Consider the following 12,840-nt stretch of genomic DNA (forward strand, 5'->3'; position numbering starts at 1 on the left):
TTTCTTGTATTTTAGACCCTTTATTAATAGAATAATCTATACCAGCAATGAGTTTTAAGAAGATTAAGATGCATTTTAAGTTTACCAGCCAACAACGAACTGGTATTTTTTTATTATTTGTTGTCATAATTATTTTGCAGCTTTTTTATTTCTTTTTTGATTTTAATAAATCAGAAGTTTTTTTTGGTGAAGAAAAACAATGGATGTCACTGCAAAAAGATATAGATGTGGTCAGAATGGAAAAACTAAACGAAAAAGCAAAAGTATATACATTTAATCCAAATTTTATTTCAGATTATAAAGGTTATAAGCTTGGCATGTCAGTTCAAGAAATTGATAGATTGTTGGCTTTTCGAAAAGAGAACAAATATGTGAACTCTGCAGAAGAGTTTCAAGAAGTGACACATATTTCTGATTCGCTTTTAAAAACAATTTCTCCATTGTTTAAATTTCCCGATTGGACACAGAAAAAGAATGAGTTTAAAATAGAGAAAAAAGAATATCCTTCGAAAATGTCTTTTAGTAAAGTGAATATCGCACTTGCAGATATTAATACAGCCAGTCAGGAAGATTTGATAAAAGTATATGGTATTGGTGAAGCTTTATCGTTAAGAATATTAAAGCAAAAAGAAATTTTAGGAGGTTTTGTCTCTATGGAGCAGATGGAAGATGTTTGGGGGCTTTCATCTGAGGTGATAGTTGAATTAAACCGACGATTTAAAGCCGTCATCCCTTCAGGTTTTAAAAAGATAGCGATTAATGATGCTTCCTTAAAAGAATTATCTCAGTTTTCATATTTTAAATATTCTCTTGCAAAACAAATTGTAACTTATAGAAGCATGAACGGAAATTTTAATAATATTGAGGAATTATCAAAAATTAAAGGTTTTCCTGTTGAAAAAGCAAAAATAATTAGTTTATATTTGGAGTTCTAAAAAGATAGTAAACAATGAATTTTGATTATAACGAGACGCAGTCGATGATTGCGCAATCTATAAAAGATTTTGCCGAAAAGAATATAAAGCCATTTATAATGGAGTGGGATGAAGCTCAGATTTTTCCAATTGATTTGTTTAAGAAACTTGGAGAAATGGGGTTTATGGGGGTTTTAGTACCTGAAGAATACGGAGGATCTGGATTAGGTTATCATGAATACATTACAGTAGTTGAAGAGATATCAAAAGTTGATCCTTCAATAGGTTTGTCGGTTGCGGCTCATAATTCGTTATGTACAAATCATATTTTGACTTTTGGAAATGAAGAGCAAAAGAAAAAGTTTTTGCCAAAGCTGGCAACAGCTGAATTTATTGGTGCATGGGGATTAACAGAGCATAATACTGGTTCTGATGCCGGAGGTATGAATACAACAGCCGTTAGAGATGGGGATTCTTGGATTGTAAATGGTGCGAAAAATTTCATTACTCATGGTATATCGGGAGATGTAGCGGTTGTTATTGTTCGAACAGGTGAAAAAGGAGATTCTAAAGGAATGACTGCTTTTGTGTTTGAAAAAGGAATGCCTGGTTTTTCTTCAGGTAAAAAAGAAAATAAATTAGGAATGCGTGCAAGTGAAACCGCTGAATTGGTTTTTGATAATTGCCGTGTGCCGGATTCAAATAGATTAGGAGAAGTAGGTGAAGGATTTGTTCAGGCAATGAAAATTTTAGACGGAGGAAGGATTTCAATAGGAGCTTTGTCTTTAGGTATCGCAAAAGGAGCGTATGAAGCGGCTTTGAAATATTCGAAAGAAAGATATCAGTTTGGACAGCCAATTAGCAGTTTCCAAGGTATTTCATTTAAATTAGCGGATATGGCAACTGAAATTGAAGCTTCAGAATTATTGTTGCATAAAGCGGCTTATTTGAAACAACAGCATAAACCCGTTACCACATTAGGTGCCATGGCAAAAATGTATGCATCAGAAGCCTGTGTGAGGATTGCAAATGACGCAGTCCAAATTCATGGCGGTTATGGTTATACCAAAGATTTTCCTGTAGAAAAATTTTATAGAGATTCAAAATTGTGTACAATAGGAGAAGGAACTACCGAAATTCAGAAAGTAGTTATCTCAAGAAATTTGTTAAGAGAATAGATTTTAGGAATTTTAGAAAGGAAATTAGATTTAGATGTTAAGTGGTTCACATTTCACTTTGTCTATAGTGTATCTCGCCTTTTGCATCTTTAAGTATTTTGCTTTAAAAATTATTTAAAATTTATGGCTCATAATTAATAATTAATTTTTACATTTGCAGCCTTAACGAGAGGAGGTGTCAATATTATGTTAATTATACCAATTAAAGACGGAGAAAATATCGATAGAGCATTAAAGCGCTATAAAAGAAAATTTGATAAAACAGGAACTGTTCGTCAATTAAGAGCGCGTACTGCTTTTATTAAGCCTTCTGTAATCAAAAGAGCTCAAATTCAAAAAGCTGCTTACATCCAAACATTGAAAGATGGTTTAGAGAGTTAGTATACTGCTTTTTTAAAATAATTACCGTTAGTGATCAAAAAGTTTTAACTTTGATCCTAACGGTTTTTTTATTTTGGAATCTTTTCTAAATGGTTTGTGTGTAATTTGGATGAATTGGAAAAAAAACTTATGAAGTCAAATAAAGAAGCTTTTCGTAATTATTTACAGTTGGAGAGAAAATATTCCCCACATACGGTTAATGCTTATTTGGCGGATTTGGATTGTTTTGAGGAGTTTAATAAAGTGCGGTTTGAGCAAGAGAATATTGATGGTGTTAATTATGGTCAGATTAGGAGTTGGGTTGTTTCTTTGGTAGATCAAGAAATTTCAAATGTGTCTGTAAATCGAAAAATGGCTTCCTTGAAAGCTTTTTATAAATTTCTTTTAAAAATAAAGCAAATAGAAGTTAATCCGATGTTGAAGCATAAGGCACTCAAAACGCCAAAAATTGTGCAAATTCCGTTTTCAGAAAAAGAGATGGGGGATTTTGTGTCTGAGAATGATTTTGTGGAAGGTTTTGAAGGTGTAAGAGATAGGCTTGTTGTGGAGCTTTTTTATACAACAGGTATTCGTCGTGCAGAATTGATAGGGTTGGAGGTGAAAAATGTTGATTTGTCTTCTGGTGTTATTAAGGTTTTGGGAAAAAGGAATAAAGAAAGGATTATTCCGCTTCTGCCTATTATTGTGAGTCAGGTTGATTTGTATTTGAAAGAAAGATTTTTGCTTGAGGAAATTCAGGATTCAGAATATTTTTTTATTTCAAAAAAAGGGTTAAAATTGAGTGAATCTTTTGTGTATCGATTAATAAATTCTTACTTTAGTAGGGTCTCTGAAAAGGTGAAAAAGAGTCCGCATGTGCTGCGGCATACTTTTGCAACTCACTTATTAAATAATGGAGCAGATTTAAATTCAGTTAAGGAATTGTTAGGGCATTCAAGTTTGGCATCGACTCAGGTTTATACTCATAATAGTTTAGCGGAGCTTAAAAAAGTATATGGTGATGCACATCCTAGAAATAAATAATAATTCTGAAATGTTTAACCCTAAAATTATTATTATGAAGGTAGATGTTCATGCAGTTAACTTTACTGTTGACAGAAAATTGGTTGATTTTATTCAAGAAAGAATGGATAAGCTTGAAAAGTATTATGATCGAGTTGTTTCGGCAGATGTTTTTTTGAAAGTTGAAAGAACAAGTGATAAGGAGAATAAAGCAGTAGAGATTAAGATTAATGTTCCGGGAGATGATTTTTTGGTAAAGAAGCAGTGTAAGTCCTTTGAGGAAGCTATTGAGAATTCAGCTGAATCATTAGAGCGATTGCTTGTAAAGAGGAAAGAAAAAATAAGAGCACATATATAATTGAAATTTTTTTTAAAAAATGTTTTGATTAAAAGATAAAATAGCTACATTTGCAGTCCGTTAGAAATAGCGGACTTTTTTAATGTAATTGCCGATGTAGCTCAGCTGGCTAGAGCAGCTGATTTGTAATCAGCAGGTCGTGGGTTCGAGTCCCTCTATCGGCTCAAAAAAAAGTTTCAAATGCGATTTGAAACAAGTTCTTTTAAAAGATTGGATTTTAAAAATTAGGGGAGATACTCAAGCGGCCAACGAGGGCAGACTGTAAATCTGCTGTGTGAACTTCGCAGGTTCGAATCCTGCTCTCCCCACAAAAAAAAGAAGATGAAGTTTTGGTTTTTAGGTTTTTAAAAATCTGAAAGCTAAAATCGAAAATCAGAACTCTCTGCCGGTGTAGCTCAGGGGTAGAGTGCTTCCTTGGTAAGGAAGAGGTCTCGGGTTCAAATCCCGACATTGGCTCAAGTAAGTAGGAAATTGAAAATTAATATATAACTAAGATTAAAAATTAAGTAAAATGGCAAAGGAGAATTTTAATCGTTCCAAACCGCACTTAAACATAGGTACAATTGGACACGTAGATCACGGAAAAACTACATTAACTGCTGCAATTACAAAAGTATTGTCAGATGCTGGTTACTGTCAAGCAAAATCGTTTGATCAAATCGATAACGCTCCAGAGGAGAAAGAAAGAGGTATTACTATTAATACATCACACGTAGAGTATGAAACTGCTAATCGTCACTACGCTCACGTTGACTGTCCTGGTCACGCGGATTACGTAAAGAACATGGTTACTGGTGCTGCTCAAATGGACGGTGCTATCTTAGTAGTTGCTGCTACAGATGGTCCAATGCCACAAACTCGTGAGCACATCCTTTTAGGTCGTCAGGTTGGTATTCCAAGAATCGTTGTTTTCATGAACAAAGTGGATATGGTTGATGATGCTGAGTTGTTAGAGCTTGTTGAAATGGAAATTAGAGATTTATTATCTTTCTACGAATATGATGGAGATAATGGTCCTGTAGTTCAAGGTTCTGCTTTAGGAGGATTGAATAATGATCCTGCTTGGGTACCAAAAATCATTGAATTAATGGATGCTGTTGATGCTTGGATCGAAGAGCCAGTGCGTGACGTAGCAAAACCATTCTTGATGCCAGTTGAAGATGTATTTACAATTACAGGTCGTGGAACTGTTGCTACAGGTCGTATCGAAACTGGTATTGCTAATACAGGTGATGCTGTTGAAATCATTGGTATGGGAGCTGATAAATTAACTTCTACTATTACAGGAGTTGAGATGTTTCGTAAAATCCTTGATAGAGGTGAAGCTGGAGATAACGTAGGTTTATTGTTAAGAGGTATTGATAAAGAATCTATCAAAAGAGGAATGGTTATCATTAAGCCAGGATCAGTAAAACCACACGCTACTTTCAAAGCTGAGGTTTATATCTTGAAAAAAGAAGAAGGTGGACGTCATACTCCATTCCATAATAACTACCGTCCACAGTTCTACGTACGTACAACTGACGTAACAGGAGTTATTACTTTACCAGAAGGAGTAGAGATGGTAATGCCAGGAGACAACTTAACAATTAATGTTGCTTTATTAAGCCCAATCGCTATGAGTGTTGGTTTACGTTTCGCTATCCGTGAAGGTGGTAGAACTGTAGGTGCTGGTCAGGTAACTGAAATCGTAGGTTAATCCTATAAATAATTATAAAAGCCAGTTGATTTTCTTAATTGAAATCACTGGCTTTAATTACGGGCGTAGTTCAAGGGTAGAATAGCGGTCTCCAAAACCGTTGATGGGGGTTCGAATCCCTCCGCCCGTGCAATAAAAAATATATCAAATGACAAAAGTTACTAATTATTTATCAGAGGCTTTCGAAGAGTTAAAGTCAAATGTTACTTGGCCTGCTTGGGCTGAGGTTCAAAAATTGACAATTGTTGTAGCTGTATTTTCGATTCTATTTGCTTTGGCAACTTGGGGAGTAGACGAATTTTTTGCAAAAGCTTTGGCTGGATTTTTTAACTGGTTAAAAGGATAATTTTTTTGTGATGGCAGATAATAATGTGAAAAAATGGTATGTAGTTAGAGCTGTAAGCGGACAAGAAAATAAAGTCAAAGCTTATATCGAAACTGAGATTGCCAGATTAGGTATGGGTGATTATGTTTCCCAGGTTTTGGTACCTACAGAAAAAGTGGTTACTGTAAAAGAGGGAAAGAAAATGTCTAAGGATAAAGTTTATTTCCCTGGATATGTTATGATCGAAGCCAATTTAGTTGGGGAGATACCTCATATTATTAAGTCTATTACTAGTGTAATTGGATTTTTAGGTGAGATCAAAGGTGGGGAACCGGTTCCTTTGAGACTTTCTGAAGTAAATAGAATGTTAGGTAAAGTAGATGAGTTAGCTGTTAATACAGACACTCGTGCTATTCCTTTCAACTTAGGAGAAACTGTTAAAGTGATCGATGGACCATTTAACGGATTCAACGGAACGGTTGAAAAAATTAATGAAGAGAAGCGTAAACTTGAAGTTATGGTGAAAATTTTCGGAAGAAAAACACCATTAGAGTTAAGTTTTATGCAAGTTGAAAAAGTATAATTTTTGTTACATCTATAATAACCACTATAATCGCTTCCAATGATTATGGTGTTAAATTTTTTAAAAAATGGCTAAAGAAATTAGTAAGGTAGTTAAACTACAAGTTAAGGGAGGTGCTGCGAATCCGTCGCCACCGGTTGGACCTGCTTTAGGAGCTGCTGGGGTTAATATCATGGAGTTCTGTAAGCAGTTCAATGCTAGAACACAAGATAAACCTGGCAAAATATGCCCAGTACAAATTACTGTGTATAAAGACAAATCATTTGATTTTGTTGTAAAAACTCCTCCAGCTGCTGTCCAATTATTGGAAGCTGCAAAGCTAAAGTCTGGATCAGGTGAACCAAATCGTAAAAAAGTAGCTAGTGTTACTTGGGACGTTATCAAAGCAATTGCTGAAGATAAAATGGTAGATTTAAATGCATTCACAATCGAATCTGCAATGAGCATGATCGCTGGAACTGCTAGATCTATGGGTATAACTGTATCAGGAGATGCTCCTTTTTAATTAAGAGAAAGAAATGGCAAAATTAACAAAAAAGCAAAAAGAGGCTGCTTCAAAAATTGAAAAGAACAAACTATACTCTTTAAAAGATGCTGCTGCATTAATTAAAGTTATAGCTTCTGCAAAATTTGATGAGTCTGTTGATATCGCAGTTCGTTTGGGTGTTGATCCAAGAAAAGCGAATCAAATGGTTAGAGGTGTAGTTACATTACCTCACGGAACTGGTAAAGACGTTAAAGTATTAGCATTAGTTACTCCAGATAAAGAAGCGGAAGCTAAAGAAGCTGGGGCTGATTATGTAGGTCTTGATGATTACTTGCAAAAAATTAAGGATGGTTGGACAGATGTTGATGTTATCATCACTATGCCAGCTGTTATGGGTAAATTAGGTCCATTAGGTCGTATTTTAGGACCTAGAGGTTTAATGCCTAACCCTAAAACAGGTACTGTAACTATGGATGTTGCAAAAGCTGTTCAAGAGGTTAAAGCTGGTAAAATTGACTTTAAAGTTGACAAAACTGGTATCGTACATGCAGGAATTGGTAAAGTTTCTTTTGGAGCTGAGCAAATTTATGACAATGCACACGAAATTATTCAAACATTAATCAAACTTAAACCAACTGCTGCTAAAGGTACCTACATTAAAGGTATTCACCTTACAAGCACTATGAGTCCTGCAATTGCATTGGACCCTAAAGCAGTATAATTGGTAGTTAATAATTTTTAGTATGACTAGAGAAGAAAAATCAATCGCGATTGAAGATTTAACTGCACAGTTAGCTGGTACAAATATTATTTATGTATCTGATATTTCTGGATTAAATGCAGAAACAACTTCAAACTTGAGAAGAGCTTGTTTTAAAGCAGGTATTAAATTAGAGGTTGTAAAAAACACTTTGCTTGCAAAAGCAATGGAAGCTTCTGCTAATGACTATGGAGATTTACCTTCAGTATTGACTGGTAATAGTGCTATATTTATTTCAGATGTTGCAAATGCACCTGGAAAGATAATTAAAGATTTCAGAAAAAAATCGGGTAAACCTGTATTAAAAGGAGCTTATATTAACTCTGAAATTTACATTGGAGATGATCAATTAGATGCATTAGCAACTATTAAATCTAAAGAAGAACTTCTTGGAGAACTTATTGGATTATTGCAGTCACCAGCACAAAGAATTATCTCAGCTTTACAAAACAAATTCGCAGGAAGCGAAGAAGAGGCTGAGGCATAATAATTCACCGCAAGGGAGTTATTTCCTTGTTGCTTAATTAGCGCACAATAAATAAATTATATTTTACAAATCATTTTAAACGATAGAAAAAATGGCAGATTTGAAACAATTCGCAGAACAATTAGTTAACTTAACAGTTAAAGAAGTTAACGAATTAGCAACAATATTAAAAGACGAGTATGGTATCGAGCCTGCTGCTGCAGCTGTAGTAGTTGCTGCTGGTGGTGGAGAAGGTGCTGCTGAAGAAGCACAAACTGAATTTACAGTTGTATTAAAAGAAGCTGGTGCTTCTAAATTAGCAGTTGTAAAATTAGTTAAAGAACTTACAGGTTTAGGTTTGAAAGAAGCTAAAGATGTAGTTGATGGTGCTCCAAGTACTGTTAAAGAAGGTGTTTCTAAAGAAGAGGCTGAAGGTCTTAAAAAATCATTAGAAGAAGCTGGAGCTGTAGTTGAGCTTAAATAATTCAACACAGTTTTAAGAACTAGGTTTAGGTCCTGAGTTAACACTCAAAGGCCTAAACCATTTTTCGTATAATAAAATATATCAAGTTTTATTATCAAATAGTTTAAAATACGAAAAAGTTTTTGATCAATACGAAGAAAAAAAATTGAACTCACTTTTGGTTTATTTTTAAAGATGTATTGATTATAATAAGAAAGTATAGATTAAACAGTGTGTTTTACACAAAAAAATTACTTTTTTTAATCAAAATTTTGTCCATTGATGATAACAAATCAGACTGAAAGATTGAATTTTGCCTCTACAAAAAATATCCCTGACTATCCAGATTTTCTAGATGTTCAGGTTAAATCTTTTAAAGATTTCTTTCAATTAGAAACGAAATCTGACGAAAGAGGCAACGAAGGGTTATACAACACCTTCATGGAAAACTTCCCAATTACAGATACAAGAAATAACTTTGTATTGGAATTCCTAGATTATTTTGTTGATCCGCCACGTTATACAATTCAAGAATGTATAGAGAGAGGTCTTACTTATAGTGTGCCTTTAAAAGCAAGGTTAAAACTATACTGTACAGATCCAGAACACGAAGATTTTGAAACTATTGTACAAGATGTTTATCTTGGAACAATACCTTATATGACTCCAAGCGGTACTTTTGTTATCAATGGTGCTGAGCGTGTAGTAGTATCTCAGCTGCACCGTTCTCCTGGAGTTTTCTTTGGTCAATCATTCCACGCAAATGGAACAAAACTTTATTCTGCTAGGGTAATTCCTTTTAAAGGTTCTTGGATAGAATTTTCTACAGATATTAACAGTGTAATGTACGCTTATATCGATAGAAAGAAAAAATTACCTGTTACAACTTTATTCCGTGCAATTGGATTCGAAAGAGATAAGGATATCCTTGAAATTTTCGACTTAGCAGAAGAAATTAAAGTTTCTAAAACTGGTATTAAGAAATATATTGGAAGAAGACTTGCTGCGCGTGTTTTGAACACATGGCACGAGGATTTCGTTGATGAAGATACTGGAGAGGTAGTTTCTATCGAACGTAACGAAATCATCCTTGATCGTGATACAATTATCGATAAAGATAATGTTGAAGAGATCATCGATTCTAACGTTAAATCTATTTTGTTACATAAAGAAGATAATAACCAAGCAGATTATGCTATTATCCACAACACGTTACAAAAAGATCCAACAAACTCTGAAAAAGAAGCTGTAGAGCACATTTACCGTCAGTTGCGTAACGCTGAACCGCCTGATGAGGAAACTGCTCGTGGTATTATAGATAAATTATTCTTCTCTGATCAACGTTACAACTTAGGTGAAGTTGGTCGTTATAGAATGAACAAAAAATTAAATTTAGATATCCCTATGGATAAGCAAGTGCTTACCAAAGAAGATATCATTACAATTGTAAAATATTTGATCGAATTGATCAACTCTAAAGCAGAGATTGATGATATTGATCACTTATCAAACCGTCGTGTTAGAACAGTTGGAGAGCAATTGTCTCAACAATTCGGTGTTGGTTTAGCACGTATGGCTAGAACTATTCGTGAGAGAATGAACGTTAGAGATAACGAGGTGTTTACACCAATTGATTTGATTAATGCTAAAACATTATCATCAGTTATCAACTCTTTCTTTGGTACTAACCAGTTATCTCAATTTATGGATCAAACGAATCCATTAGCTGAGATTACACACAAAAGAAGACTTTCTGCACTTGGACCAGGTGGACTTTCGAGAGAGAGAGCTGGTTTCGAGGTTCGTGACGTTCACTATACACACTATGGTCGTTTATGTCCGATTGAAACTCCAGAGGGACCAAACATTGGTTTGATTTCATCTCTTGGTGTTTATGCTAAAGTAAACGGAATGGGATTCATCGAAACTCCATACCGTAAAGTAACTAATGGTGTAGTTGATTTAGAAAGTACTCCAGTTTACTTAAGTGCTGAAGAAGAAGAAGGAAAAATGATTGCTCAGGCAAACATTGAAATGGACGAAACTGGTAAAATTACAGCTAGCAATGTTATTGCTCGTGAGGAAGGTGACTTCCCAGTTGTTGAGCCATCTGTAGTTCATTATACAGACGTTGCACCTAACCAGATTGCATCGATTTCTGCGTCATTGATTCCTTTCTTGGAGCATGATGATGCGAACCGTGCATTGATGGGATCTAACATGATGCGTCAGGCAGTTCCTTTGATCCGTCCTGAAGCACCAATCGTAGGTACAGGTTTAGAGCGTCAAGTAGCTTCAGATTCAAGAGTATTAATCAATGCTGAAGGGCATGGAACTGTTGAGTATGTTGATGCTAATATCATTACTATTAAATACGATCGTACAGAAGACGAGAGAATGGTTAGTTTTGATGCTGATGAGAAAACGTACAACCTTATTAAATTTAGAAAAACCAATCAAGGTACAAGTATTAACTTGAAACCAATCGTAAGAAAAGGTGACAGAGTTATTCCTGGACAAGTATTATCAGAAGGATATGCTACTCAAAATGGTGAATTAGCTTTAGGTAGAAACTTAAAAGTTGCGTTCATGCCATGGAAAGGGTATAACTTTGAGGATGCGATTGTAATTTCTGAAAAAGTAGTTCGTGATGATATTTTTACATCTATCCACGTTGATGATTATTCATTAGAGGTTAGAGATACTAAGTTAGGAAACGAAGAGTTAACAAACGATATTCCTAACGTTTCTGAAGAAGCTACTAAAGATTTAGATGAAAACGGTATGATTAGAATTGGAGCAGAGGTTAAACCTGGCGACATTCTTATCGGAAAAATTACACCAAAAGGAGAATCAGATCCTACTCCAGAAGAGAAATTGCTTCGTGCAATCTTTGGAGATAAAGCAGGTGATGTAAAAGATGCTTCATTAAAAGCTTCTCCATCTTTACATGGTGTAGTTCTTGACAAAAAATTATTTGCAAGAGCCGTAAAAGATAAACGTAAACGTACTCAGGATAAAGATGCTTTAGGCGCTTTAGAAATGGAATTCGAAACTAAATTTGTTGAATTAAAAGACAGATTGGTTGAGAAATTATTCTTGATCGTTAACGGAAAAACATCTCAAGGTGTAATGAACGATTTGGGTGAAGAAGTTTTACCAAAAGGTAAAAAGTATACTCAAAAAATGCTTTACGCAGTAGAAGATTTTGCTCACTTAAGCAAAGGTCAATGGGTTGCTGATGATGCTACAAATAAAATGGTTAATGATTTAATTCATAACTATAAAATTAAGCTGAACGACTTACAAGGAGCTTTAAGAAGAGAGAAATTCACTATTACAGTTGGAGATGAATTACCATCTGGAATCTTGAAATTGGCTAAAATCTATATCGCTAAAAAACGTAAGTTAAAAGTTGGTGATAAAATGGCAGGACGTCACGGTAACAAAGGTATTGTTGCAAGAATCGTTCGTCATGAAGATATGCCTTTCTTAGAAGATGGAACACCAGTAGATATCGTATTGAATCCACTTGGGGTACCTTCACGTATGAACATTGGTCAGATTTATGAGACTGTTCTTGGATGGGCTGGTATGAATTTGGGTAGAAAATTTGCTACTCCAATTTTCGACGGTGCTTCTCTTGACGAGATCAATGCTTTGACTGATGAAGCTAGCGTGCCACGTTTCGGACATACCTATCTTTATGATGGTGGAACTGGTGAGCGTTTTGCACAAAAAGCAACTGTGGGTGTAATTTATATGCTTAAATTAGGACATATGGTTGATGATAAGATGCACGCACGTTCTATCGGACCATACTCATTGATTACGCAGCAGCCACTTGGAGGTAAAGCTCAATTTGGAGGTCAGCGTTTTGGAGAGATGGAGGTTTGGGCACTTGAGGCTTATGGAGCTTCTAGTACACTACGTGAAATCTTAACTGTTAAGTCTGATGACGTTATTGGTAGAGCTAAAACTTACGAAGCTATCGTAAAAGGAGAATCTATGCCAGAACCAGGTTTACCAGAATCATTCAATGTATTGATGCACGAATTGAAAGGTCTTGGACTAGACATTCGTTTAGAAGAATAATAAAAGTTTTGTAATCAGTCTCATTTTTTAATGGGACTGATTACTCATTTATAAAAGTTTTTAAAGATTTATACCCGTAACCCGTTCCGATTTTTTATAATAATGTTAGACATTTTATAACTAGCGCTT

The 12,840-nt window shown here is 34.8% G+C and carries 13 protein-coding genes and 4 tRNA genes; all 17 read left to right on the forward strand.

Annotated features, from left to right (window positions below; translation table 11 throughout):
* The first annotated feature begins 47 nt into the window (after window positions 1-47).
* Window positions 48-935, forward strand: a complete 888-nt coding sequence (locus tag B0A81_RS17895; protein ID WP_089059266.1) for a ComEA family DNA-binding protein — start codon at window positions 48-50, stop codon at window positions 933-935.
* A 14-nt stretch (window positions 936-949) separates the two neighbouring features.
* Entirely contained in the window at window positions 950-2,092 is a 1,143-nt protein-coding gene (locus B0A81_RS17900) for an acyl-CoA dehydrogenase family protein (protein WP_089059267.1), read from the forward strand.
* Between the two features lie 186 nt (window positions 2,093-2,278).
* Window positions 2,279-2,473, forward strand: a complete 195-nt coding sequence (rpsU, locus tag B0A81_RS17905) for a 30S ribosomal protein S21 (RefSeq protein WP_089053855.1) — start codon at window positions 2,279-2,281, stop codon at window positions 2,471-2,473.
* Between the two features lie 129 nt (window positions 2,474-2,602).
* Entirely contained in the window at window positions 2,603-3,496 is an 894-nt protein-coding gene (locus tag B0A81_RS17910) for a tyrosine-type recombinase/integrase (RefSeq protein WP_089059302.1), read from the forward strand.
* Between the two features lie 34 nt (window positions 3,497-3,530).
* Window positions 3,531-3,833 (forward strand): ribosome hibernation-promoting factor, HPF/YfiA family, encoded by a 303-nt coding sequence (gene hpf / locus B0A81_RS17915; RefSeq protein WP_089059301.1) that lies wholly within the window; start codon window positions 3,531-3,533, stop codon window positions 3,831-3,833.
* 90 nt (window positions 3,834-3,923) lie between these two features.
* A tRNA-Thr gene (locus B0A81_RS17920) sits at window positions 3,924-3,997 on the forward strand.
* Between the two features lie 63 nt (window positions 3,998-4,060).
* A tRNA-Tyr gene (locus tag B0A81_RS17925) sits at window positions 4,061-4,141 on the forward strand.
* Window positions 4,142-4,217: 76 nt separating this feature from the next.
* Window positions 4,218-4,289 (forward strand) — tRNA-Thr (locus B0A81_RS17930).
* Between the two features lie 55 nt (window positions 4,290-4,344).
* Window positions 4,345-5,532, forward strand: a complete 1,188-nt coding sequence (gene tuf, locus B0A81_RS17935; RefSeq protein ID WP_089059268.1) for an elongation factor Tu — start codon at window positions 4,345-4,347, stop codon at window positions 5,530-5,532.
* 59 nt (window positions 5,533-5,591) lie between these two features.
* Window positions 5,592-5,662 (forward strand) — tRNA-Trp (locus tag B0A81_RS17940).
* Between the two features lie 18 nt (window positions 5,663-5,680).
* Window positions 5,681-5,878, forward strand: a complete 198-nt coding sequence (gene secE, locus B0A81_RS17945) for a preprotein translocase subunit SecE (protein WP_008466927.1) — start codon at window positions 5,681-5,683, stop codon at window positions 5,876-5,878.
* A 10-nt stretch (window positions 5,879-5,888) separates the two neighbouring features.
* Window positions 5,889-6,440, forward strand: coding sequence for a transcription termination/antitermination protein NusG (gene nusG, locus B0A81_RS17950; RefSeq protein WP_029273444.1), 552 nt, complete (start codon window positions 5,889-5,891; stop codon window positions 6,438-6,440).
* 67 nt (window positions 6,441-6,507) lie between these two features.
* A complete protein-coding gene (gene rplK, locus B0A81_RS17955; RefSeq protein ID WP_007807442.1) occupies window positions 6,508-6,945 on the forward strand; it encodes a 50S ribosomal protein L11 in 438 nt (145 codons plus the stop codon).
* Window positions 6,946-6,958: 13 nt separating this feature from the next.
* Window positions 6,959-7,648 (forward strand): 50S ribosomal protein L1, encoded by a 690-nt coding sequence (rplA, locus tag B0A81_RS17960; RefSeq protein WP_055094620.1) that lies wholly within the window; start codon window positions 6,959-6,961, stop codon window positions 7,646-7,648.
* Between the two features lie 22 nt (window positions 7,649-7,670).
* A complete protein-coding gene (gene rplJ / locus B0A81_RS17965) occupies window positions 7,671-8,174 on the forward strand; it encodes a 50S ribosomal protein L10 (RefSeq protein ID WP_089059269.1) in 504 nt (167 codons plus the stop codon).
* Between the two features lie 91 nt (window positions 8,175-8,265).
* Complete coding sequence (rplL, locus tag B0A81_RS17970) at window positions 8,266-8,637, forward strand: 50S ribosomal protein L7/L12 (protein ID WP_025572412.1); 372 nt, start codon at window positions 8,266-8,268, stop codon at window positions 8,635-8,637.
* A 261-nt stretch (window positions 8,638-8,898) separates the two neighbouring features.
* On the forward strand, window positions 8,899-12,711 hold the full coding sequence (rpoB, locus tag B0A81_RS17975) for a DNA-directed RNA polymerase subunit beta (RefSeq protein ID WP_089059270.1): 3,813 nt from the start codon (window positions 8,899-8,901) through the stop codon (window positions 12,709-12,711).
* Window positions 12,712-12,840 lie beyond the last annotated feature (129 nt).

The organism is Flavobacterium plurextorum, assembly GCF_002217395.1.
Taxonomy (GTDB): domain Bacteria; phylum Bacteroidota; class Bacteroidia; order Flavobacteriales; family Flavobacteriaceae; genus Flavobacterium; species Flavobacterium plurextorum.